The following is a 24,968-nucleotide window of genomic DNA, read 5'->3' on the forward strand; positions in this document are numbered from 1 at the left end:
CGGTTAAAACAGCGTCAGGCTATTAAAGCGTAAGGGTCTGGCGTGCAGCCAGTACTTCAGCATCGAGCAGCGCATTGCGTACGGGCGCAAAACTGCGACGGTGGTGCGGCGTGACGCCATACTGCGTCAGTTTTTCTATATGCAGCGCCGTCGGATAACCTTTGTGCTGCGCAAAACCATACTGCGGGAACAGCAGATCGAGTTCGGTCATCTCCTGGTCACGCGACACTTTGGCGATGATCGATGCTGCACTGATTTCGGCAACCAGACTATCCCCTTTAACTACCGCCTGTGAAGGCATTGGCAGTGCAGGGCAACGATTGCCATCAATCAGCACATAATCGGGCTGAATGCCGAGGCCAGCTACGGCGCGCTGCATCGCCAGCATAGTGGCATGCAGAATGTTGAGCTGATCGATCTCTTCAGGCTCTGCGCGTCCCAGACTCCATGCCAGCGCTTTCTCTTTGATTTCGTCATACAACGCCAGGCGGCGCTTTTCAGACAGTTTCTTCGAGTCGGCCAGGCCGGTAATCGGGTTTGCCGGATCGAGGATCACCGCGGCAGTAACGACCGCGCCAACCAGCGGACCGCGCCCCACTTCGTCCACACCGGCAATCAGTCTGGCGACAGGATAGATAAAATCAGGCATTCACCAGCTCCAGTACCGCATCCGCTGCCTGCTCATCGGCGTTCCAGCGGATCTGTTGATGTAATTCATGAAACGTCTGCAGGAGTGTTTCTCGCTCAGGCCCGGCATGCAGCAGCGGATCTAACGCTGCGGCCAGGGCTTCAGGCTGACACTCATCCTGCAGTAACTCTTTGACCAGCTCACGCCCTGCCAGCAGGTTTGGCAGCGAGACGTAAGGGGTTTTGACAAGCCGTTTCGCCAGCCAGAAGGTGGCCGGCTTCATGCGATAACCGACGACCATCGGGCATTTTGCCAGCATACACTCCAGTGCGGCAGTGCCTGACGCCAGGAGTGCGGCATCGCTCGCAATCATCGCCTCACGTCCCTGACCATCAAGCAGATGCATCGGCAGTTCGGGGGCGGTTTCGGCTTTAATCTTCTCAAACTGTTCGCGGCGACGGGCGTTGACCAGCGGCACCACGATTTCCAGTGCCGGATAGTGACGACGCAGCAACTGAGCGGTTTTCAGAAAATCGGCGCTGAGCATTTCCACTTCCGCACCCCGGCTGCCGGGCAGCAAGGCCAGGCAGAGCGCATCATCGGCAATGCCCAGATGACGGCGTGCAGCCAGCTTATCGGGTTGCAGCGGCATGGCATCCGCCATGGTGTGACCGATAAAACGACAGGGAACGTTATAGCGATCGTAAAAAGCTTTTTCAAATGGCAGGAACGCCAGCACTAGGTCGGTGTTACGACCAATCTTAAAGACACGCTTTTGCCGCCATGCCCACACCGAGGGGCTGACATAGTGAATAGTGCGAATGCCAGTGCGTTTAAGATTGCCTTCCAGCGTGATATTGAAATCGGGCGCATCAATCCCGACAAAGACATCGGGTCGGAGTTCGGTAAAACGCCGGGTGAGAGCGCGACGGATTGTCAGCAGGCGTCGCAGGCGACCGAGCACCTCGACAATGCCCATCACCGCCAGCTCTTCCATCTCATACCAGGCTTCACACCCTTCAGCCTGCATCAGGGGACCCGCCACGCCGACAAAGCGTGCATCCGGATGACGGGCTTTCAGGGCACGGATCAGACCTGCACCAAGAATATCGCCGGAGGTTTCTCCGGCGACCAGGGCAATCGTTAAGCAACGCGCTGACATGGATTAACGAATTAATCCACGGGTTGAACGGGTGAAGAAATCGTAGAAAGGTTGCACTTCGCTGTGCTGCTGTGCGATGGCTTCGATCTCCGGTTTCACTTCCTCCAGCGTTCTGCCGCTGCGATAGAGCAACTTGTAGGCGTTGCGGATAGCGTGCAACGACTCTTTGCTGAAGCCACGACGCTTGAGACCTTCGATATTGATCCCGAACGGCGTAGCGTGGTTGCCCTGCGCAATAACGTAAGGCGGCACATCCTGCGCCACGCCCGAACAGCCGCCAACCATCACGTGAGCACCGATGATGCACCACTGATGTACCGCTGTCATGCCGCCAATAATGGCGAAATCATCGACCGTCACGTGACCACCCAGGGTGGCGTTGTTGGCGAAGATACAGCGGTTGCCAATCACGCAGTCATGCGCGATGTGAGCATTAACCATCAGCAGATTATCGCTGCCCACGGTGGTGACCTGGCCACCCTGCGTGGTGCCGCGATGAATCGTCACGCTTTCACGGATGCGGTTACGATCACCGATCTCAACCCGTGTTGGCTCACCGGCATATTTCAGATCCTGATTCACTTCGCCAATTGAGGCGAACTGATAAATCTGATTATCTTTACCGATGCGCGTGTGGCCGTTCACCACAACATGTGACTTCAGTACCGTTCCTTCACCGATCTCAACATTCGCACCAATAAAGCAAAACGGGCCAATGTGAACGCGGGCGCCAATAATAGCGCCCTCTTCGATGACAGAACTGGGATGGATAGTGGCTGTTGGATCAATCACGAATTATGCCTCCCGGCTGCGGGCACACATCATGGTCGCTTCACAAACGATTTTACCGTCGACAGTCGCCACGCCTTTAAAGCGGGTCAGACCACGGCGGGTTTTCTCGAAAGTGACTTCCATGATCATTTGGTCGCCAGGTACCACAGGGCGCTTGAAACGGGCACTGTCGATACCGGCAAAGTAGTAGAGTTCGCCTGGCTCCAGTTTACCTACGCTTTTAAACGCCAGAATACCGGTAGCCTGCGCCATCGCTTCCAGGATCAGAACGCCAGGAAAAATCGGTTTACCAGGGAAATGCCCCTGGAAAAACGGTTCATTAACAGAAACGTTCTTCACTGCACGCAGGTATTTGTGCTCTTCAAATTCCAGCACGCGGTCTACCAGCAGAAACGGATAGCGGTGCGGCAGCAGCTCTAAAATCTCTTCAATTTTCAGAGTATGAGTTTCAGTAGTCAAAATACTCTTCCTGTCCTAAAAATCTGATGACATCAATAACACGGCCTGCACAGATCAAAATGATCTTCCGCAGGCCGCAAATAGGTTCTGTGGCGCCGGGCTTCCCTGCTTAACATTTTTATTATGAAAGCCGGTCAGTTTTGGGATGGCGGTTAGTCGTCTTTGCCGACCTTGCGCTCGATGGCTTTTAAGCGTTTGCTCATGTCATCGATGTTCATCACCAGCGCTGCAGTTTTGCGCCAGGTTTTGTTGGGTTGCAGCGGAATGCCTGATGAATAGACACCAGGCTCTGTGATAGGACGCATGACCATACCCATACCGGTCACCGTTACTTTGTCACAGATTTCCATATGGCCGTTAATGACGCTGGCACCGCCAATCATACAGTAACGCCCAATTTTCAAACTACCCGCCATGATCACACCGCCTGCAACCGCAGTATTGTCGCCAATAACTACGTTGTGAGCGATCTGGCACTGGTTGTCTATGATAACACCATTGCCGATCAGAGTGTTATCCAGCGCACCGCGATCGATAGTGGTGCAGGCACCTATTTCTACGCGATCGCCGATTATCACCGCGCCTAACTGCGGGATTTTCACCCAGTTACCGCGATCGTTGGCATAGCCGAAACCATCAGAACCGATGACGGTACCTGACTGAATCAGGCAATCCTGACCGATTTCAATTTCGTGATAAACAGAGACGTTGGCCCAGAGACGGGTACCGCTGCCGATACGGGTTTTTTTGCCAACAAAACATCCTGCACCAATGACCACGTTATCGCCCAGCTCAACATCCGCTTCGATCACCGCATTGGCGCCAATGGCGACGTTGCTACCGAGTCGGGCTGAGGGATCGATCACTGCACTGGGGGCAATATTTTGCGCTGGCTGTGGCGTGGTATCGAGTATTTGTGCCATACGCGCATAGGTCAGGTAGGGATCTTTCACCACCAGCGCTGCGGTATTGCACCACTCCAGATCCGCTTCCGTCAGCACCACGGCTGAGGCCTTAATCAGGGCGAGTTGCTCGCGGTAACGGCTGTTTGCAAGAAAAGTGATTTGGCCAGTTGTGGCGGATTGCATAGAAGCAATGCCGGAGATGACGATATCGCCATCTCCGTGCAATTCTGCATCCAACTGCTGGGCTAAATCAGCCAGTCGAATAGATGACATGAATTATTTAACCTGTTTCAGCACGTCAGCAGTGATGTCTTTTGCGTTTGACGCATAAGCCACCGCGTTAGCGTCGATCACGACGTCGTAACCATCGCTGTCAGCGACTTTCTTCACGGCATCCTGAATACGGCTCAGCAGCTTGTTACGCTCTTCCATCTGACGACGGCGATTATCCTGCTCAAAAGACTGGGCTTTTGTAGAGAAAGCTTCACGCTGAGACATGACATCTTTTTCCATACGGCTGCGTTCGCTCGCCTTCATGGTAGAACCGTCACGCTGCAGACGCTGCATTTTGGTTTGCAGATCGCGCTCCTGGCTCTGCAACTCAGTTGCACGGCCTTTGAACTCGTTTTCCAGCTGTTTAGCAACAGTCGCACGTTGCGGTAACTGTTGGAAAATGCTGGACACGTTTACCACTGCAATTTTGTCGGCAGCCTGAACACCAGCGGAGACCGCTAAAGCAAGACCCAGACCTGCGGCACACAACAACTTTTTCACTATAAACTCCTTACCATCAACGTTTGTGTCAGCGACACAGTGTTTGCCCCGGAACAGCAACAGGTGCTGTCCGGCAGCAATACTTCAGCTATGCATCCATGCTCAGAACATTACCAGGTTTTACCAATGTTAAACTGGAACTGCTCTGACTTGTCTCCATCGACTTTCTTCATCGGCTGGGCGTAAGAGAACACCAGCGGGCCGAGCGGTGACATCCACTGTAGCGCAACACCGCTGGATACACGGATATTGTTTGGATCGCTGTAGTCAGGAATGCCCGCCGCACGCGTTTCCGCGGTATTTTCCCAATGGGTATCCCACGCTGTACCGGCATCGACAAACACCGAGGTACGAACCGAGTTAGCATACTTCTCGCTCAGGAACGGCGTTGGCGTAATCAGCTCAAGGCTGGCAATCGCCATGGCGTTACCGCCCACCGCATCGTCAGACTTACAGACGCCATTTGGATCGGCGATTCGGCAGTTCGACGAGTTGTTATTTAAGTAGGCTGCTTTCGGTCCAATGGTGTTGGACTGGAAGCCGCGCACGGTGCTTGAACCACCGGCGTAGAAGTTCTCGTAGAACGGCATCTCTTTGCCGTCGAGACCATCGCCATAACCTACGCGACCACGGCCTAACAGCACCCAGGTACGATCCTGGTTAATCGGCACATACTGCTGAGTATCCAGCGTGGCCTTATAGAAGCTGTTATCCGAGCCCGGAATCGTCACCTTACCGTTCAGGTTGGTACGGTTACCGGACGTCGGGAAGAAGCCGCGGTCAAGGGTGTTATAAGTCCAGCCGTAGTTAAAGGTGAAGTCATCTGCTGAGAAATCACCTTCATCATTGAGCTGCTGCGGCTTGCCGACCGAGTCAAGATAACGCCACATCGCCACCTGAGGCTGCATGTTTGACAGGTCATTGTGGACATAGCCCAGACCGACACGCAGGGTGTTGTTTTCGTTAACCGGGAAGCCAAGCGTGCCATCCAGACCATAACTTTTGTTGGTATAGTCAGAAAGGTCCGCGTTATCTGCTTTAAAGTCGTTGTAGAACAGACGACCACCCAGACTGACACCATCAACGGTGAAGTAAGGGTCAGTCAGCGAGAATTCAGCATAGGTCTGGTAATCGTTCTTGGTCCCGCTGATGCCCACGGTATTACCGGTGCCCAGCCAGTTATCCTGCGTGACGCCGACCTGGAAGCTCACACCACTTTCGGTGCCGTAGCCGACGCCGAAGTTAAAGGTACCGGTGTTACGCTCTTTAACCTTGTAGACCACGTCAACCTGGTCCGGCGAACCTGGCACACGCTGAGTATCCACATCAACGGTTTCAAAGTAACCGGTACGGTTCAGGCGCTCTTTACCCTGTTCAACCAGATCGCTGCCCAGCCACGCGCCTTCCATCTGACGCATTTCGCGACGTAACACGGAGTCTTTCGACGTGTCATTGCCTTCGAAACGGACGTTACGGACATAATAACGGTTACCCGCATCCACATTGATATGCAGTTTTACGGTTTTATCGGCGTCGTTGATTTCTGGCTGTGTTGCCACGCGCGGATAAGCATAGCCGTAGCGGCCCAGCAGTTTCTTGATGTCATCTTCCATTTTCGTGACTTTGGCGCCGTTATAAAGCTCGCCCGCCGGAATCTTGGTCAGATGTTCAATTTCTGCTGAATGGCCCGCCATGCTGCCATTGACGATCACGCCAGCGATTTTGTACTGGTCACCTTCGGTGATGTTCACCGTGATGTAGATGCCTTTTTTATCAGGCGTCAGGCTGACCTGCGTTGAATCGATGTTAAAGCGTGCATAGCCACGATCCAGATAGAAGCTGCGCAGGGTTTCAAGGTCACCCGCCAGTTTCTGCTTCTGATATTTACGATCGCCGACCACGTTCCACCATGGCACTTCATCGCGCAGCTGGAAGCGGGAAATCAGCTCATCGGAGCTAAAGGCTTTATTACCGACGATGTTGATCTGCTGAATTTTTGCAGAGACACCTTCAGTAAAGACCAGCTTCAGATCCACACGGTTACGCGGCAGTGGCGTGACCACGGCTTTCACGTTGGCGGTATATTTACCTACGCTGTAGTAGAAATCCTCAAGTCCCTTCTCGATAGAGGAGATGGTGGTACGGTCCAGCGCTTCGCCGACACGGACACCTGAGGCTTCCAGATTTTGTTTGAGCTGATCCTCTTTCACCGCTTTGTTACCGGTGAAGGTAATGCTGGCAATGGTAGGACGTTCTTTGACCTGGACAATCAGCGTTGTACCGTCTCGCAGGACCTGAACATCCTCAAAGTTGCCAGTAGCGAACAGCGAGCGAATGGTATTTCTGACATCATCGTCATTCACCGTATCGCCAACCCGTACTGGCATGCTCAGCAGAGCCGCGCCGACGGCGACTCGCTGCAGCCCTTCGAAATGAATATCCTTCACTACGAAATCGTCTGCACCGTAAACGGTGGCGCTGCTAAACAGCAGCGACGCTATGAGCAACTTTTTCATCGCCATCGTTGTTATGCGTTTTCCTAACACATCCCTCGAATGTTCGCGTTCCAGCGGTTACAAACGTGAGAAATCATTGAAAAGTGCAAGCCCCATTAACAGCACCAGTAAAATTGAACCGATGCGATAACTAAAGTCCTGAACTCGCTCGGACACCGGTCCACCCTTGATCTTTTCGATCGCCAGGAAGAGCAAGTGCCCACCATCTAAAACCGGCAGAGGGAACAGGTTGATAATGCCCAGGTTGACGCTAATCAACGCCAGGAACATCAGGTAGTAAATCAACCCATACTCTGCTGACAACCCTGCACCCTGCGCAATCGAAATTGGCCCGCTCAGGTTGTTCAGCTTCACATCACCGGTTATTAACTTGCCCAGCATGGAGACGGTGAGCTTCATCAGTTGCCAGGTTTTTACACTAGCCTCACCGATAGCCGCAAACGCGCCATACTGTCTTACCGTCTTGTACTCTTCTGGCAGAGGAACAATGCGCGGAATGACACCCGCAAATCCCGCTTTACTGCCAGATTTCGCTTCTGGCGTCATCGTCAGCGCAATAGACTCACCGCCGCGATCCACCTCAAGCGCCATGCTTTTGCCGGGGTTATCCCGGACCTGCGTGACAAAAGTCTGCCACTGCGATAATGGCTGACCATCGACTTTAACGATCCTGTCGCCTGCTTGCAAACCGGCTTCACTGGCTGGCGAGTTCGCCTGTACTTCTGCCAGCGTGGTCTCAATCTGCGGACCGCGTGGCTGAATCCCTAACGCGACGACCGGATCCTGCTTATCAGGCTCAAACTGCCAGTTACGCAAATCCAGCTGTTTCTGCTGGGTTGCGTCCTCGCCAAATCGAGCCACTGTTAAGGTGGTGCTGCTGTCGCCGATTTTACCCACCAGCGCCATACGCACAGCATCCCAGTCAGGCGTTTCGATACCGTCAACAGCCTTAAGTTCCATGCCGGGCGTAATTTGAGCTTCCGCAGCCACCGAACCGTTTAAAATTTCACCGATTACCGGGCGCACGCCGGGCACGCCGTGAATAAACACAACCCAGTAGGCAAAGATGGCAAAGATGAAATTAGCGACAGGACCTGCCGCAATGATGGAGGCGCGTTGCCAGACGGCTTTGTTGTTAAAAGCCTGATGACGAAATTCGGCTGGCACGCTTTCAACACGCTCGTCGAGCATTTTAACGTAGCCGCCAAGGGGAATCAGCGCGATGACAAATTCGGTGCCGTGGCGATCACGGCGCTGCCAGAGCGACTTACCAAAACCAATGGAAAAGCGCTCAACTTTGACGCCACAGCGACGAGCGACCCAGAAATGGCCAAACTCATGAACGGTAATTAATACGCCCAGCGCAACGATAAAGGCGACGAAACTCCAGAGTATGCTCAACATCTTTGCCTGTCCTTAAAGGGTGCGAAACACCAGCAGCAATAAACAGGCAAACACCGGCACCGCCGCAGTCAGACTATCAATACGATCAAGAATGCCGCCGTGACCAGGAATCAGATTACCACTGTCTTTGATGCCCGCTTCACGTTTAAACATGCTCTCAGTGAGGTCGCCCAGCACAGAGGCCAGCGTCGCGATAATCGCGCAAATCACCAGCGTACCGGTGGAAACCGTCAGTGGCGCCAGCGTCGCAAACAGCACTGCAATCAGCGCCGAGGTGACCAGACCGCCCAGGAAGCCTTCCCAGGTTTTGCCTGGTGAGACCTTTGGCGCCAGCTTGTGCTTGCCGAACATCTTGCCAAACATATAAGCACCTGAATCCGCTCCCCATACCAGCAGCAACACAAACAGCAACCACCAGGCACCGGCGAAGTGGTCGGTGTCATAGTGATACTGGCGCAGCGCCACCATGCCCCAGAAAAAAGGGACCAGCGTTAACACGCCAAACAGTAAGCGAAGGGGACGCGAATGGCGCCAGAAGGCCGCAGAAGCGGGATAGGAGAGCACCAGCAGCAGTGCAACGACCCACCACACCAGCGACGCCCAAAGCGATGTCGCGATCTGTGGCAGATGCACCGTGTGTTGATAAGGTGGCAGCGTAAACTGCATCAGCGCCAGCAGCAGACCACAAAGTACAGCCAGCCAGACGCGCTGTTGCCGTGATGCCATCCCTGCAAACTGACCCCATTCCCAGGCTGCCAGCATGCAGATAACGATGGTTGTCAGGGCGAAGCCAACAGGCGGTAACCAGAACAGTGCAGCTATTACCAGCGGAATTAATATCAACGCGGTAATCAGACGAGACTTCAGCAAAGGTTACCCCCAGATTGCTCAGGCGCCGCCTGGTGCAGCGCCGCCAAAACGACGCTCCCGCAGAGAGAATGCATTCAGTGCACCTTCAAAAACGTGTTCATCGAAATCCGGCCAGAGCACATCGGTAAAATAGAATTCAGCATAGGCAATCTGCCACAGCAGGAAGTTGCTAATCCGATGCTCTCCCCCGGTCCTTATCACTAAATCCACTGGCGCCAGCTCCTGCATACAGAGCTGCGACGTCAGGCTCTCTTCGGTAATCTGGTCAGGTCGCAGTAATCCTTCCTGAACCTGTTCAGCCAGTTTTTTCACGCCTTCGATAATATCCCAACGGCCGCCATAGTTGGCAGCAATGTTGAGCGTCAGGCCACTATTATTTGCGGTCAGCGTCTCAGAACGGCGAATACGTTCCTGAATACGCGGGCTGAAACGGCTGGTATCGCCAATGACGCGTAAGCGAACATTGTGTTTGTGCAGGCTCTTCACTTCACTATCAAGCGCCCAGACAAAGAGTTCCATTAACGCGGTGACTTCCTGCGGCGGACGACTCCAGTTTTCACTGCTGAAGGCGTAAAGCGTCAGGGCTTCAAGATTGTTACTGACCGCAAAGCTGACGGCACGGCGTACCGATTTAACGCCAGCTTTGTGGCCTGAAATGCGCAATTTTCCCTGATTTTTGGCCCAGCGGCCATTGCCATCCATGATGATAGCGACGTGGCGCGGACCGTTTCCCTGCTGGTCATCAGTGTTGTTGTGATTGTTAGACGACATAACGCTTAACCAATTCCTTTCATCAGAAATGCTGTGGTTTCTGAATACATTGCGCCCGATTCAAATCCCGACACACTCTCAGTGCCGGGCCACACCGAATTCGGTGACAGACCGTGAAACGCGAGCCAGCGACTATATCATTTTCACCTGAAGCGAACAAATGGCCTCATAACGATCGGCATCACGACGTGAAACGCGGCAACATTTCTGTCGCCAGCGCACGCGCAGTGCGATCGATTTCAAGGACAGCGTCCACCGAATCCGGCTCCGGACACACTTGTGCCGCCATCACCTCACTATTTAGCGCGGCAATGTCGGTGAAGCGGATCTGGTGATTCAGGAAAGCCGCGACGGCAACCTCGTTGGCTGCATTCAGCGTGGTGGTCGCCGCCTGCCCTGCATCACAGGCATCAATGGCCAGTTTCAGACAGGGGTAGCGACTAAAATCAGGTTCTGCAAAGGAGAGCGCCGACATGCGGGTAAAATCCAGCGGCGTCACGCCTGCATTGATGCGCGAAGGCCAGGCCATGCTGTGGGCAATCGGCGTACGCATATCAGGAGAACCTAATTGAGCCAGCACGCTGCCATCGCAGTATCGCACCATGGAGTGAATCACCGACTGTGGGTGGAGTATCACTTCCATCTGCGCTGCGCTGGCATTAAACAACCAACGGGCTTCAATGTACTCAAGACCTTTATTCATCATGGTGGCCGAATCGACAGAGATTTTTCTCCCCATCGACCAGTTCGGATGTGCACAGGCCTGATCTGGCGACATGGCGCTGAGATCCGCTAAATCTGTGTCACGAAAAGGACCACCCGATCCCGTAAGGATAATCGACTCAATGCCATTATCCCGCAGGTCAGCGTAACCTAACTGATGCTGGATGGTAGCCGGTAAACTCTGAAAAATGGCGTTATGCTCGCTGTCGACCGGTAGTAACTGTGCGTTATGATGACGCACGGCCTCCATAAACAAACGGCCGCAGGTGACAAGCGATTCTTTGTTGGCCAGCAGCACCGTTTTTCCGGCGCGAATGGCCGCCAGCGTCGGCAGCAAACCCGATGCGCCAACGATCGCCGCCATCACCTGATCCACCTCATCCAGCGCGGCCAGCTCACAGGCTGCCTGAACGCCGGAGAGCACTTCAGTATTGACCCTGATTGCTCTCAGTCGCTCACGCAACGCAGCGGCGGATGCCTCGTCTGCCATGCAGGCGTAGCGCGGTGTAAAGGCCGCACACTGCTCGGCCATCAGCGCCACGTTATGGCCGGCAACCAGCGCCGTAATCTGATAAAGCGCCGGGTTGGCGCGCACCACCGCCAGCGTACTGGTGCCGATTGAGCCGGTGGATCCCAGCAGAGTTAATCGCTTCATGAAGCTATCCGTGTGAAGTCAGCGTGCCCACAGGCACAATGTAAAACGCCGCCAGATGTCGCATTCATACGAATACCTCTCTGTACGGCGTTTTGTCCGGCAGTGATGGGATTAGAAATCCATCAGCTCCGTCTCTTTTTCTGACAGTGCAGCATCAACTTTCTTGATGTACGCATCGGTCATTTTTTGCACTTCATCCTGCGCACGACGTTCGTCGTCTTCGCTGATCTCTTTATCTTTCAGCAGCGCTTTGATTTTATCGTTGGCATCGCGACGGACGTTACGTACCGACACACGGCCCTGCTCGGCTTCGCCGCGCACGATTTTAATCAGATCTTTACGACGCTCTTCTGTCAGCGCAGGCAGCGGAACACGGATGTCGGTACCGGCTGAACTTGGGTTCAGACCGAGATCGGACTTCATGATCGCTTTTTCGACTGCCGGACTCAGTGAACGATCAAACACGTTGATTTTCAGCGTGCGTGAATCTTCCACAGTGACAGAAGCCAGCTGACGCAGTGGCGTCGGCGTGCCGTAATATTCGACGACGATGCCGTCGAGCAGCGAAGGTGAAGCACGACCGGTGCGCACTTTGCTGATGGTGGTTTTGAATGCTTCAACGCATTTTTCCATGCGCGTGTCAGCATCTTTTTTGATGTCGTTAATCACGTTGAAACCCTTGGATTCGGTTTGACCTGGCCAGTTCCGGCGTAACCGGAAGCGGGATCGATAATCATCGATAATCCTGACTGGTGCGCGATGCATTATCATCGCGCTGACAGAATATACCTTATTTTATCTCGCCTCGGGTATTAATGCGTAATCAGGGTGCCTTCTTTTTCACCCATCACTACGCGACGCAGTGCGCCAGGCTTATTCATGTTGAAAACACGGATAGGTAATTTATGGTCACGCGCCAGGGTAAAGGCCGCAAGATCCATCACTTTCAGCTCCTGATCCAGCACTTCAGCATAGGTCAGTTGCTCATACAGCGTTGCGTCCGGGCTTTTCACCGGATCCGCAGAGTAGACGCCGTCCACTTTGGTCGCTTTCAGCACGACGTCCGCTTCAATCTCAATGCCGCGCAGACACGCTGCAGAGTCAGTGGTGAAGAACGGGTTACCGGTACCGGCGGAGAAGATCACCACGCGGTTGTTACGCAGCAGGCTGATTGCTTCTGCCCAGCTGTAGTTGTCACAGACGCCATTCAGTGGAATCGCTGACATCAGGCGTGCATTCACATAGGCGCGGTGCAGTGCATCACGCATCGCCAGGCCGTTCATCACGGTTGCCAGCATACCCATGTGGTCACCCACAACGCGGTTCATGCCGGCCTGCTGCAGGCTCGCTCCACGGAACAGGTTCCCTCCGCCAATCACCACGCCAACCTGGATGCCCAGTTCAACCAGCTCTTTTACCTCTTGTGCCATGCGGTCAAGCACACTCGCGTCGATACCAAAACCTTCAGCGCCTTGCAGGGCTTCGCCGCTGAGTTTAAGCAGGATACGTTGATAAACAGGTTTTGCGTTGGTCGCCATGGTCAGTTCTTCCTGGAAGATTGGGTGTAAAGGAGAAGTAAATTCTGATCGATCATCCGCTTACCGCAATGAAATTGCTATTGGGATGAAACTGAAAACGTATCTGTTGCGATTCACAGACAAAAAAGAACCGCCATCTGGCGGTTCTTTCAAAGCATTAAGACTGTTTGGACATTGCTGCAACTTCTGCAGCGAAGTCAGACTCAACTTTCTCGATGCCTTCACCAACTTCGAAGCGGATGAAGTTGATAACGTCAGCGCCCTGCTCTTTCAGAGCCTGGCCAACGGTTTTGCTTGGGTCGATAACGAAAGCCTGACCAGTCAGAGAGACTTCGCCGGTGAATTTCTTCATACGGCCTTCAACCATCTTCTCTGCGATCTCTTTTGGCTTGCCAGACTGCATCGCGATGTCCAGCTGAACCTGGTACTCTTTATCAACCACGTCAGCAGAAACGTCTTCTGGCTTAACGAATTCAGGCTTGCTTGCCGCAACGTGCATCGCGATCTGTTTGATCAGATCTTCGTTAGCGCCTTTGGTTGAAACCAGAACGCCGATACGTGCGCCGTGCAGGTAGCTGCCCAGCTCTGCGCCTTCCAGGATAGCAACGCGACGGATGTTGATGTTCTCACCGATTTTAGCAACCAGTGCAACGCGCTCTTCTTCGAACTGCGCTTTCAGAACTTCAACGTCGGTAACGCGATCAGCTGCAGCCACATCCAGAACTTTGTCTGCGAACGCCTGGAAACCGCCATCTTTTGCAACGAAGTCAGTCTGGCAGTTTACTTCCAGAATCACGCCGTAGTCGCCAACGATCTTGGTTTTGATTACGCCATCAGCAGCAACGTTGCCTGCTTTTTTCGCTGCTTTGATTGCGCCAGACTTACGCATGTTCTCAATCGCCAGCTCAATGTCGCCATTCGCTTCAGTCAGCGCTTTTTTGCAATCCATCATGCCAGCGCCAGTACGCTCACGCAGTTCTTTTACCAATGCAGCGGTAATGTCAGCCATTCCAGAATCCTCGGTTCGTGCCTGTGTACGTTTGCACCAGCAGACACTTATTTGCGGAAAATTTACTCTGTCCCGCCGTCCGGTTGGGGGGCGTAACAGACTTAGATAAAATAAAGGGGCCAGTATAGGCCCCTTACAGATCACATCTGAATGCTAAGGGCTCTTATGCAGAGCAAACCTTATTAAGCGTTTTCTAAAGACGCTTCTTCAGCTTGCTCAGCCAGGTCCTGAGAGCGGCCTTCGCGAACGGTGGTCGCAACGGCAGTCAGGTACAGGTTTACAGCACGGATTGCATCGTCGTTACCTGGGATAACGAAATCAACGCCATCTGGATCTGAGTTGGTATCAACGATAGCAAATACCGGGATACCCAGGTTGTTTGCTTCTTTGATTGCGATGTGTTCGTGGTCAGCATCGACAACAAACAGCGCGTCTGGCAGACCGCCCATATCTTTGATACCGCCCAGGCTGTTTTCCAGCTTGGCCAGCTCACGCGCACGCATCAGCGCTTCTTTTTTGGTCAGTTTGTCGAAAGTACCATCCTGAGACTGAATCTCCAGATCTTTCAGACGCTTGATTGACTGACGCACGGTTTTCCAGTTAGTCAGCATGCCACCCAACCAGCGGTGGTTTACGAAGAACTGGTCGCAGCTCAGTGCAGACTCTTTTACCGCCTGAGCAGCAGCACGCTTAGTACCTACGATCAGGATCTTACCTTTACGGGAAGAGATCTTGTTCAGTTCAGCCAGAGCTTCGTTGAACATAGGTACAGTTTTTTCCAGGTTGATGATGTGAACCTTGTTACGAGCACCAAAGATGAATGGCTTCATTTTTGGGTTCCAGTAACGGGTCTGGTGACCGAAGTGAACACCAGCCTGGAGCATGTCGCGCATGGAAACAGTTGCCATGATAAAACCTCTAAAGTTTGATTGGGGTTGGGCCTCCATGTATCCCATACGACCGACCTCTTTCAAGGCACCCCGGCGTATGTGTCGATACATGTGTGTTTTATTACACATAATGAGAGTTATGCGTTTCCTGCTGACCGAAACGGCCATACAGAGAATCGTCGGCGCGCTTTATACCACAACCAGCCCAGGGACGCCAATAAATGATCGCTGACGGAGGTCAGCGCGTTCTCTATTTGGCAGCCCATTTGCTGGCTGCTAACATGACAGCACAGAACTTATTATTGTCGAAAATTTCGACAACTGCGGATTAATTTAATGGCAATTTCAATTAAAACCCCTGAAGAAATCGAAAAAATGCGCGTCGCGGGCCGACTGGCCGCCGAAGTGCTGGAGATGATCGAGCCTTACGTAAAACCGGGTGTGACCACCGGTGAACTGGACCGCATCTGCCACGATCACATTACTCAAAAGCAACAGGCCGTCTCCGCCTGCCTCGGCTATCACGGCTTTCCGAAGTCGGTCTGCATCTCGGTGAATGAAGTGGTGTGCCACGGGATCCCCAGCGATGATCGTCCGTTAAAAGATGGTGATGTAGTGAATATCGATGTCACCGTAATTAAAGATGAATACCACGGCGATACCTCAAAGATGTTTATCGTCGGTAAGCCGACCATTCAGGGCGAACGCCTGTGCCGTGTCACGCAGGAGAGCCTCTATCTCTCACTGCGTCTGATCAAGCCCGGCATCCGCCTGCGCGAACTGGGTCGCGCCATCCAGAAATATGTCGAAGCCAACGACTTCTCTGTGGTGCGCGAATATTGCGGTCACGGTATCGGCAAGGGTTTCCATGAAGAGCCTCAGGTGCTGCATTACGATGCCGATGATGGCGGCGTGGTACTCCAGGCGGGCATGACCTTTACGGTAGAACCGATGGTCAATGCCGGGGATTACCGCATCCGCACCATGAAAGATGGCTGGACGGTAAAAACCAAAGATCGCAGCTTGTCCGCGCAGTATGAGCATACTATTGTGGTGACGGAGAACGGCTGTGAGATTTTAACCCTGCGCAAAGACGACACGCTGCCCGCTGTGCTTGTCGCCGAAGGGTAATTCCCCCATTACAGATCAAGCCGGCGCTGAGCCGGCTTTTTTTTGGCTAAAAAAGAGAAGAGCTGCATGAGCGTGAGTCTGTCAGAAGATGTGAAAAACGGTCTGGTCGATTCGCCAGCCGAATGGGGTGACGACCAGCTGACACGTGACATTCTGAAGCCGCGGCTGGAGCAGTTTCAGCAACATCTGGCCGCCGCGTTTGATGCCGGTGAACCCGTTGAGCCGCTGATTGATGCCCGCACGCTGTTTATCGATCGGCTGCTGCGTCGCCTGTGGCGCTTTTTTGGCTTTGATGAGATGCCGGCTATCGCGCTGGTCGCCGTTGGCGGCTATGGCCGTGCCGAGCTGCATCCACTCTCTGATATTGACGTCCTGATCCTGAGCCGCCAGCCGCTGAATGAACAGGCTGCGCAGCGCACCAGCGATCTGTTAACGCTGATGTGGGACCTTAAGCTGGAAGTGGGTCACAGCGTCCGCACGCTGGAAGAGTGCCTGCTGGAGGGGTTATCTGACCTGACCGTTGCCACCAATCTGATTGAGTCACGCATGCTGACCGGCGATGTGGCGCTGTTTCTGGAATTACAGAAAAACATCTTCAGCGATGGTTTCTGGCCCTCATCCTGCTTTTTCGCCGCCAAAATTGAAGAGCAGCAGGAGCGCCACAAGCGTTATCACGGCACCAGCTATAACCTTGAACCGGACATTAAAAGCAGCCCCGGTGGCCTGCGGGACATTCATACGCTGCAGTGGGTCGCCCGACGCCATTTTGGCGCCACCACGCTGGATGAGATGGTCGGCTTTGGTTTCCTCACCGACGCGGAGCGCAGCGAACTCAACGAATGTCAGGCATTTCTCTGGCGCATCCGCTTTGCCCTGCACCTCTCCCTGCCCCGCTACGATAATCGCCTGCTGTTTGATCGCCAGCTCAGCGTGGCACAACGCCTGAATTATCAGGGCGAGGGCAATGAGCCGGTCGAGCGGATGATGAAAGATTTCTATCGGGTCACGCGGCGTATCGGCGAACTGAATCAGATGCTGCTGCAGCTGTTTGATGAGGCGATTCTGGCGCTCTCCACCAGCGAAAAGCCCAGGCCTATCGATGACGATTTTCAGCTGCGTGGCGATTTGATCGACCTGCGCGACGAAACGCTGTTCCGGCGAGAGCCGCAGGCGATTCTGCGCATGTTCTACGTCATGGTGCGTAACGACAGCATCAAAGGGATCTACTCCACCACCCTGCGTCACCTGCGCCATGCGCGTCGTCATCTTAAACAGCCGCTGTGTCAGATCCCGGAAGCGCGCCGCACCTTTATGTCGATTCTGCGCCATCCCGGCGCGGTCAGCCGGGCGCTGGTGCCGATGCATCGCTACAGCGTGCTGTGGGCTTATACGCCGCTGTGGGGCCATATCGTCGGACAGATGCAGTTCGATCTGTTTCACGCCTACACCGTGGATGAGCACACCATTCGGGTGCTGCAGAAGCTGGAAAGTTTTGCCAATGAAAGCACCCGTCCGCAGCATCCACTGTGCGTCGAGTTATGGCCGCGCCTGCCGCAGCAGGAGCTGTTGCTGATGGCCGCGCTGCTGCATGACATCGCCAAAGGGCGCGGCGGCGATCACTCTATTCTCGGCGCGCAGGATGCGCTCGACTTTGCTGAAATGCACGGCCTCAACTCACGTGAAACCCAGCTGGTGGCCTGGCTGGTGCGTCATCATCTGCTGATGTCGGTGACAGCACAGCGGCGCGATATTCAGGACCCGACGGTGATACAGCAGTTCGCCGAGGTGATGCAGAATGAGAACCGGCTGCGCTATCTGGTTTGCCTGACCGTAGCCGATATCTGTGCCACCAATGAAAGTCTGTGGAACAGCTGGAAGCAGAGCCTGTTGCGTGAGCTCTTTTTCGCCACCGAGAAGCAGTTGCGACGCGGCATGGAAAACAGTCCGGATCTGCGTGAGCGGGTGCGTCATCATCGCCTGCAGGCGCTGGCGCTGCTTCGGATGGACAACATTGATGAAGAGCGTCTGCACCAGATCTGGAATCGCTGCCGCGCTGACTACTTCCTGCGCCATACGCCGAATCAGATCGCCTGGCATGCCCGTCACCTGCTGGTTCACGACCTGAAAAAACCGCTGGTGCTGGTCAGTCCGCAGGCCACGCGCGGCGGGACCGAAATCTTTATCTGGAGTCCCGATCGCCCGCACCTGTTTGCCGCCGTTGCGGGTGAACTCGATCGCCGTAATCTCAGCGTGCACGATGCGCAAATCTTTACCAGCCGCGACGGCATGGCGATGGATACCTTTATTGTGCTGGAGCCGGATGGCAGCCCGCTCTCTCCGGATCGCCATCCGATGATCATTCAGGCGCTGGAGCAGGCAATAACCCAGTCAGAGTGGGCGCCCCCGCGTACCCGCCGTCCGTCGGCCAAACTCAGGCATTTCAGCGTCGATACCGAGGTCAATTTCCTGCCGACGCATACCGATCGTCGCAGCTATCTGGAACTGGTGGCGCTGGATCAGCCAGGCCTGCTGGCGCGGGTCGGTGAAGTCTTTGCCGATCTCGGAGTCTCACTGCATGGCGCACGCATCAGCACCATCGGCGAGAGGGTCGAAGATTTGTTTATTCTGGCCAACAGCGAACGTCAGGCACTGGACGAAGAAATGCGAAAAGCGTTGCGACAACGGTTGACAGAGGCCCTTAATCCAAACGATAAAGTGTGACCAGACTCGATTTGTAAACATTAATCTCTTTACTTGTGTCGGGGTATTGCCCGGCATCGCACATGACAGATCAGGAAAAAAATATGCAACAGTTACAGAGCGTTATTGAATCCGCCTTCGAACGTCGCGCTGACATCACACCCGCCAGCGTCGACAGCGAAACCCGTGATGCCATCAACCAGGTGATCGCCCTGCTGGACAGCGGTGCACTGCGCGTTTCTGAGAAGATCGACGGCGAGTGGGTAACGCATCAGTGGCTGAAGAAAGCCGTACTGCTCTCTTTCCGCATCAATGACAATCAGGTGATGGAAGGTGCAGAAACCCGCTTTTACGACAAAGTGCCGATGAAGTTTGCAGGCTGGGATGAAGCGCGTTTCAAAGAAGCCGGTTTCCGCGTCGTGCCGCCTGCGGCTGTGCGTCAGGGTGCCTATATCGCCCGCAACACGGTGCTGATGCCTTCTTACGTCAACATTGGCGCCTTTGTGGATGAAGGCACCATGGTGGACACCTGGGCGACCGTTGGCTCCTGTGCGCAGATTGGTAAAAACGTTCACCTTTCTGGCGGCGTGGGTATCGGTGGCGTGCTGGAGCCGCTGCAGGCGAACCCGACCATCATCGAAGATAACTGCTTCATTGGCGCGCGCTCTGAAATCGTTGAAGGCGTGATTGTTGAAGAAGGTTCCGTGATCTCAATGGGCGTTTACATCGGTCAGAGCACCAAAATCTATGACCGCGAGACCGGCGAAGTGCATTACGGCCGTGTTCCTGCGGGATCCGTGGTGGTCTCAGGTAACCTGCCCTCTAAAGATGGCAGCTACAGCCTCTACTGTGCCGTAATCGTGAAGAAAGTGGATGCGAAAACGCTTGGCAAAACAGGTATTAACGAGCTGCTGCGCACCATCGACTGATTTAAGCGACGGGCTGGTTTCCAGCCCGTCATCTTTTCTTTACAGTGATTCCTGAACAACATGCTTCGCGTCGCGAATTAACTGGTGCGTTTAGTTTTTATCCAGGTCATAATCCGCGCCAGTTAAATCCTGTCGCGCAATGTTCATCCCGCTTATTTATGTCTACAGTTGACGGACGTCATGAACAAGTCTGCGCGCTTCTCACTTTTGATGGAAACAACGCTATGTATGACAATCTGAAAAGCTTAGGTATCAGTAACCCGGACGACATTGACCGCTATAGCCTGCGTCAGGAAGCCAATAACGACATTCTGAAAATCTACTTCCGCAAAGATAAAGGTGAGTTTTTCGCGAAGAGCGTCAAATTCAAATATCCGCGCCAGCGCAAAACGGTTGTTGCCGATCACGCGACCCAGGGCTACAAAGAAGTTCAGGAAATAAGCCCGAATCTGCGTTATGTCATCGATGAACTGGACCAGATTTGCCAGCGCGATCAGGTTGAAGTCGATCTGAAACGCAAAATTCTGGATGACCTGCGTCACCTGGAAAGCGTGGTTTCTCACAAGATCACTGAAATTGAATCGGATCTGGAAAAATTAACCCGTAACGGTCGTTAATTTCCTGCCCGACCAGAGAGGCCAGCATTGCTGGCCTTTTTTATGCCGCAAATCTTCACTTCAGCCCTGCTCATCCAGTTGCAAAGCAACATAGAGCAACAGCCTGTCATCAAAATGGCCAAGATTCAGTCCGGTCAGTTCAGAAATCCGGTTCAGCCGGTATTCCAGCGTATTACGATGAATGAACAGCGCACGCGCGGTGGCGCTCGGCTGGACGTTGTGGGTAAACCAGGCGATCAGCGTACGGCGCAGCAAGCCGTTGTTATCCATGCTCTTGAGCTTCGCCAGTGGCCGGGCGAGCTCATTGGCCTGCCAGCCACCCCGCAGGCTGTCGAGCAGCACGGGCAGCACCAGATCCTGATAAAAATAGCTGCGCACCTCGGGCATACGTTGCTTGCCCACCATCATCGTGGTGCGCGCCGTCCGGTAAGAGCGTGCGATGCTGCCGGGTCCGGTAAAGAAGTTGCCCAGCGCGATACGCATCCGAAGATGACCGCTCTCTTTCATCCGCTGTAGTAACTGCTCTACGCGGCGGCGATGATCTTCCTGATCGTGACGCCCATGCCCATTAAGGGCCGGTTTCAGCACCACCATTTCGGTCAGTGACACAATCGCGATCAGATTGTCCCGCTCCGGCGTGGTCAGCAGCGTTTGCAACTGCTGTAGCTCTGACATCGCGCTGTCGACGCCGAGCTGACCACTATCCACTTCCACTACGGCGACCACACGCGGCTGATTGAGATCGATACCGAGCCGCTGCGCCCATTCGGTCAGCTGTGGCGACAGGGTATCGCTGCGGATCAGGTTCAGCACCAGCTCTTCACGCAGACGGCTGTCCTGCGCCAGCATATGCAGCAGCCGGGCTTGCTCCAGCATCATCTCCGCGGTCATGCAGACCAGCTCGCCATAATGCCGCAGCGCCAGCGGCTCGCCGGTCAGGCCGATCACCCCAACGATGTCACCATCGATGCGCAGCGGCAGGTTAATGCCAGGCCGCACGCCATGAAGATGTTTAGCCACGGCCTCATCGATGTCGACAACGCGCCCCTGAGAGAGCACCAGCAGTGCACCTTCGTGCAACTCCCCAATACGTTCCCGGTCACCGCTGCCGATAATCCGGCCCCGCGCATCCATCACGTTGACATTGCTGTCAATAATTTTCATGGTGCGCGCCACGATATCCTGTGCCAGCCGGGCATCAAGGTGATAGGTAGCCATCCATTACTCCTGAAAAGAGGGGGGAGAAACAGAATACGCATGCACAGCACGCAGAACATTGTGCAATTGCACAGAGCCAGGCCGTCATTTACCAAATTTGCGGCGAGCATCACACTCTGACGAGGCAGAAAGTGGACATAAAAAAGGCGGACCGCAGTCCGCCTCTTAATCCGTTGTTGTTCGCTTACTGCATCAGCAGATAGATACTGCTGTCGCCGCGTTTCACATTCAGCGCCAGAACGGACGGCTTGCTATCGAGAACTTTGCGCAGCTCACCCAGGTTGGTTACCACCTGCTGGTTAACGCCCTGAATCACATCGCCCTTTTTCAGGCCGATACGCGCCGCAGCACTGCCCGGTTTCACGTTATCAACCCGGACACCTTTGGTACCCGCTTCGATATTGCTGAGATCGGCGCCTTCAATGCCGGTGTAGATGGTCGCGGACTGCACTTTTGACTGGCTGCTCTGCTGCAACTTAACAGAGACATCGACCGGTTTGCCGTCACGCAGCAGCCCCAGTTTCAGGGTGGTGCCAACCGGCAGTGAGCCCACTTCCGCACGCAGCGAAGCAAAGCTGCTCAGCGGTTTACCGTTCATCGAGACAATGACGTCACCCGCTTTGATACCGGCTTTGGCAGCCGCAGAGTCTGGCAGCACCTGGCTGACAAAGGCACCACGTTGTGCGTCGACCTTCATCGCTTTTGCCAGCTCAGAGTTCAGCTCAGTCCCCTGCACGCCCAGCTCGCCGCGTTTCACCTGACCAAACTCGACCATCTGTGCCGTCAGGTTTTTCACCATGTTGCTGGGGATAGCAAAGCCGATACCGATGTTGCCGCCATCGGGCGCCAGAATGGCGGTGTTAATCCCGATCAGTTCACCGTTGAGGTTAACCAGCGCACCACCGGAGTTGCCCCGGTTAATGGCCGCATCTGTCTGGATAAAGTTTTCGTAGTTTTCCACGTTCAGGCCACTGCGTCCCAGCGCGGAGACGATACCTGAGGTGACCGTTTCACCCAGACCATAAGGGTTGCCGATCGCCACGGTATAATCGCCGACGCGCAGGTTGTCAGAGTCAGCGATTTTGACTGCGGTAAGATTTTTGGCTTCCTGCAGCTGAATCAGGGCAATGTCAGAGCTGGGATCTTTACCGATGACTTTGGCGTCATAGCGACGACCGTCGCTGAGCTGTACCTGAATTTTGGTGGCATTATTCACGACGTGGTTATTAGTTACCACATAGCCTTTTTCAGCGTTAATGATGACGCCCGATCCCAGAGCACGGAATTTTTCCTGCTGTGTATCAGGCACTGGCGCGCCGCCGTTACCGCCTGCACCGTCGCCGTTCTGGCACATCGGTGAACCCTGGAACGGGGAACCATCCTGGCAGAATGGCGAATTGTCGCCAAAGAATTGCTGAAATTGCTGCGGCATACGCGGGGTTTTCACCGTGGTGGTCCCCTCGACGCTGATACTGACCACAGACGGCATCACCTTCTCCAGCATCGGTGCCAGACTTGGCTGTTGCAGGCTATCGGAAGAGGCCGTTTGCGCAGCAGAAACAGTAACAGGGGCGAGCGCCATGCTCAGGCTTAACGCCAGCGCACTTAACATTAAGGTCTTTTTTTTCATTTTTCGTTTCTCAATAAGATTACTGTTCAGACCATTGCTGTGGTCGAAAGGTGAGATAAATGTTTTAGCGCGAAGTTCCTTTAAAAGTTTAAGGCAAAAGTAAAAATTTATTCGCGCTCTTTACAATTGGCGGCTTATTCTACCGCCATCAGTCGTCGGTACTCATCCCAGGCATAGAGATCGGTCATACCACTGATATAATCCTGAATGAGCCGGAAGCGATAATAACGTTCCCACAACAGACGCTGATATTTATGTTCTACAACCAGATTACGCATCTTATGCAAATAGGCTTTACGGTGTTTACCCGAGAGCTTATGAAAAAGCCGGGTTTCGATCGGATGCTGACGCAGGAAATCTTCATTTATCAGCGTGGTAAAGGCTTCGTAATTAAGGCGCATCAGCGGCTGATAGATCTCCAGCAGCCCTTTAATCACCCGGTAACCCTGCAACTCCAGCTGCTCTACTTCAGAATGATTAAAGACCTGCTGGCGCGCAACGGTTTTAAACAATTGCAGTAAGCGGCCCTCTTCACCCTCATCTTCCAGTAGCGCATGGTTAAAACTTCCATCGAATATAGCAGGAAGATTATCAACAAAACGTTTCACCGCATAGCTTACCAGCACGCTCTGAACATTTACGCGGAGTGACATAAAAAATTGATCGCTGCGGCTTCGGCGTTTTTTACTGCAGGCTTCACGCCAGGCTTCGCCAATAGTCCGGCTGAAAGCGTCATTATTTTTAACCGGCCCCCAGGCTTTATTGAGAAACTCATACAAACTTTCAACATTAAAGATATCTTTTTCTACAGCGTCGTCCAAATCGGCAATACAATAGGAGATATCATCCGCAGCTTCCATTATATAAGTCAGCGGAAAACGGTGGTGTTCTTCCATATTGGTGGCAGCGCGCAGTTCGGCAATATAATCCTGCTCAGAGAGATAAAACCCAGGCTTCTTCATGAGTACGCTAAATTCGGCGGGCTTTTCCCCCTGCCACCAGGCAGGCGCGGTATATTTCAGGATGCAGGCGACCTGAGAATAACTGAGATTCAGTTGCAGCAGCGTATGCACCATCCGGATCGCCTGCGCATTGCCTTCAAAGTGGCAGAGATCCTGGCGGATCATGGCGTTGAGTTGATCAAAGGCTTTACGCTGTGCTTCTCCTTCCACGCCGGCCACCAGCGGATCCACCAGCTCGGCAGAGAGGTTCTCTTCAAACCAGTCGTTAATCGCCGCCTCGCCAAAATGGCCAAAAGGCGGATTACCGACATCATGCATCAGACAGGCCATCTCTATCAGACTTTCAAACGCGCCTTCCAGCTCATCAAGACCATACTGCGCCAGCCCGCCCTGCATCTTCAGGGTTTGCAGGATCTCTTTGGTGATGTAACGCCCGGTCTGCTGCACCTCCAGCGAATGCGTCAGGCGGGAACGAACGGCAGCGTTACGCTCCAGCGGAAACACCTGCGTTTTTTGCTGCAAACGCCGGATTGCGGCGGAGTTTATAATCCGTCCGCGATCGCTCTCAAAATGGCGCGTAATGTAATATTCGCCTTCCGGTTCCTTGCGGCTGTTATAAGGGCGCGAGAAGCTGATCTTCTTCCTGAAATTGATCGCTGACATGGATTACCCCTTATTTTTTCGT

At 53.9% G+C, this 24,968-nt stretch carries 22 protein-coding genes; 4 read left to right on the top strand and 18 right to left on the bottom strand.

The features are described 5' to 3' along the window. Positions 1–22: 22 nt before the first annotated feature. The 15 genes from rnhB to rpsB form a co-directional block, all read right to left on the bottom strand. Positions 23–649 (bottom strand): ribonuclease HII, encoded by a 627-nt coding sequence (gene rnhB, locus NR195_RS16205; RefSeq protein ID WP_010254141.1) that lies wholly within the window; start codon positions 647–649, stop codon positions 23–25. Then, positions 642–1,790: a lipid-A-disaccharide synthase gene (gene lpxB / locus NR195_RS16210; protein WP_256844720.1), complete on the bottom strand. Its 1,149-nt coding sequence runs from the start codon at positions 1,788–1,790 to the stop codon at positions 642–644. The genes rnhB and lpxB overlap by 8 nt, the downstream gene beginning before the upstream one ends. A 3-nt stretch (positions 1,791–1,793) precedes the next feature. Further along, the gene (lpxA, locus tag NR195_RS16215; RefSeq protein ID WP_010254134.1) at positions 1,794–2,582 is read right to left on the bottom strand and encodes an acyl-ACP--UDP-N-acetylglucosamine O-acyltransferase; all 789 of its coding nucleotides are present in this window, start codon (positions 2,580–2,582) and stop codon (positions 1,794–1,796) included. A 3-nt stretch (positions 2,583–2,585) separates the two neighbouring features. Beyond that, the gene (gene fabZ, locus NR195_RS16220; protein WP_003852639.1) at positions 2,586–3,041 is read right to left on the bottom strand and encodes a 3-hydroxyacyl-ACP dehydratase FabZ; all 456 of its coding nucleotides are present in this window, start codon (positions 3,039–3,041) and stop codon (positions 2,586–2,588) included. A 152-nt stretch (positions 3,042–3,193) separates the two neighbouring features. Further along, on the bottom strand, positions 3,194–4,219 hold the full coding sequence (gene lpxD / locus NR195_RS16225) for a UDP-3-O-(3-hydroxymyristoyl)glucosamine N-acyltransferase (RefSeq protein ID WP_010254128.1): 1,026 nt from the start codon (positions 4,217–4,219) through the stop codon (positions 3,194–3,196). Between the two features lie 3 nt (positions 4,220–4,222). Continuing rightward, the gene (skp, locus tag NR195_RS16230; protein WP_010254125.1) at positions 4,223–4,720 is read right to left on the bottom strand and encodes a molecular chaperone Skp; all 498 of its coding nucleotides are present in this window, start codon (positions 4,718–4,720) and stop codon (positions 4,223–4,225) included. Positions 4,721–4,830: 110 nt separating this feature from the next. Continuing rightward, a complete protein-coding gene (gene bamA / locus NR195_RS16235; RefSeq protein WP_010254119.1) occupies positions 4,831–7,242 on the bottom strand; it encodes an outer membrane protein assembly factor BamA in 2,412 nt (803 codons plus the stop codon). 51 nt (positions 7,243–7,293) lie between these two features. After that, the gene (gene rseP, locus NR195_RS16240) at positions 7,294–8,640 is read right to left on the bottom strand and encodes a sigma E protease regulator RseP (protein ID WP_010671861.1); all 1,347 of its coding nucleotides are present in this window, start codon (positions 8,638–8,640) and stop codon (positions 7,294–7,296) included. 12 nt (positions 8,641–8,652) lie between these two features. Further along, positions 8,653–9,510, bottom strand: a complete 858-nt coding sequence (gene cdsA, locus NR195_RS16245; RefSeq protein WP_010254111.1) for a phosphatidate cytidylyltransferase — start codon at positions 9,508–9,510, stop codon at positions 8,653–8,655. An 18-nt stretch (positions 9,511–9,528) separates the two neighbouring features. Beyond that, positions 9,529–10,281 (bottom strand): (2E,6E)-farnesyl-diphosphate-specific ditrans,polycis-undecaprenyl-diphosphate synthase, encoded by a 753-nt coding sequence (gene ispU / locus NR195_RS16250; protein WP_010254107.1) that lies wholly within the window; start codon positions 10,279–10,281, stop codon positions 9,529–9,531. Between the two features lie 181 nt (positions 10,282–10,462). Beyond that, positions 10,463–11,659, bottom strand: a complete 1,197-nt coding sequence (gene ispC, locus NR195_RS16255; protein WP_022625453.1) for a 1-deoxy-D-xylulose-5-phosphate reductoisomerase — start codon at positions 11,657–11,659, stop codon at positions 10,463–10,465. A 111-nt stretch (positions 11,660–11,770) separates the two neighbouring features. Then, on the bottom strand, positions 11,771–12,328 hold the full coding sequence (gene frr / locus NR195_RS16260) for a ribosome recycling factor (RefSeq protein WP_010254103.1): 558 nt from the start codon (positions 12,326–12,328) through the stop codon (positions 11,771–11,773). A 143-nt stretch (positions 12,329–12,471) separates the two neighbouring features. Then, entirely contained in the window at positions 12,472–13,197 is a 726-nt protein-coding gene (pyrH, locus tag NR195_RS16265; RefSeq protein WP_010254099.1) for a UMP kinase, read from the bottom strand. A 157-nt stretch (positions 13,198–13,354) separates the two neighbouring features. Continuing rightward, entirely contained in the window at positions 13,355–14,206 is an 852-nt protein-coding gene (gene tsf, locus NR195_RS16270; protein WP_010254097.1) for a translation elongation factor Ts, read from the bottom strand. A 182-nt stretch (positions 14,207–14,388) separates the two neighbouring features. After that, entirely contained in the window at positions 14,389–15,114 is a 726-nt protein-coding gene (gene rpsB / locus NR195_RS16275) for a 30S ribosomal protein S2 (protein ID WP_008925636.1), read from the bottom strand. A gap of 318 nt (positions 15,115–15,432) precedes the next feature. Here rpsB and map point away from each other — a divergent pair, with 318 nt between their 5' ends. The 4 genes from map to NR195_RS16295 all read left to right on the top strand — a co-directional run bounded on the left by map (position 15,433) and on the right by NR195_RS16295 (position 20,473). Continuing rightward, positions 15,433–16,227 carry a type I methionyl aminopeptidase gene (map, locus tag NR195_RS16280; protein WP_010254092.1) on the top strand — a complete coding sequence of 265 codons (795 nt, stop codon included), beginning with the start codon at positions 15,433–15,435 and terminating at the stop codon, positions 16,225–16,227. A gap of 66 nt (positions 16,228–16,293) precedes the next feature. Continuing rightward, positions 16,294–18,948 carry a bifunctional uridylyltransferase/uridylyl-removing protein GlnD gene (gene glnD, locus NR195_RS16285; protein WP_010671860.1) on the top strand — a complete coding sequence of 885 codons (2,655 nt, stop codon included), beginning with the start codon at positions 16,294–16,296 and terminating at the stop codon, positions 18,946–18,948. 83 nt (positions 18,949–19,031) lie between these two features. After that, positions 19,032–19,856: a 2,3,4,5-tetrahydropyridine-2,6-dicarboxylate N-succinyltransferase gene (dapD, locus tag NR195_RS16290; protein ID WP_010671859.1), complete on the top strand. Its 825-nt coding sequence runs from the start codon at positions 19,032–19,034 to the stop codon at positions 19,854–19,856. Positions 19,857–20,080: 224 nt separating this feature from the next. After that, complete coding sequence (locus NR195_RS16295) at positions 20,081–20,473, top strand: DUF3461 family protein (protein ID WP_010254085.1); 393 nt, start codon at positions 20,081–20,083, stop codon at positions 20,471–20,473. A gap of 60 nt (positions 20,474–20,533) precedes the next feature. Here the strand turns inward: NR195_RS16295 and NR195_RS16300 are convergent, their stop codons facing one another. The 3 genes from NR195_RS16300 to dgt form a co-directional block, all read right to left on the bottom strand. Then, entirely contained in the window at positions 20,534–21,691 is a 1,158-nt protein-coding gene (locus NR195_RS16300) for a CdaR family transcriptional regulator (RefSeq protein ID WP_010254083.1), read from the bottom strand. 184 nt (positions 21,692–21,875) lie between these two features. Then, positions 21,876–23,321, bottom strand: a complete 1,446-nt coding sequence (gene degP, locus NR195_RS16305; RefSeq protein ID WP_033756626.1) for a serine endoprotease DegP — start codon at positions 23,319–23,321, stop codon at positions 21,876–21,878. A gap of 134 nt (positions 23,322–23,455) precedes the next feature. Then, positions 23,456–24,946, bottom strand: coding sequence for a dGTPase (gene dgt, locus NR195_RS16310; protein ID WP_033787341.1), 1,491 nt, complete (start codon positions 24,944–24,946; stop codon positions 23,456–23,458). Between the last annotated feature and the right edge of the window lie 22 nt (positions 24,947–24,968).

The organism is Pantoea sp. Ft-CA_14 (genome assembly GCF_024520875.1).
Taxonomy (GTDB): Bacteria; Pseudomonadota; Gammaproteobacteria; order Enterobacterales; family Enterobacteriaceae; genus Pantoea; species Pantoea agglomerans.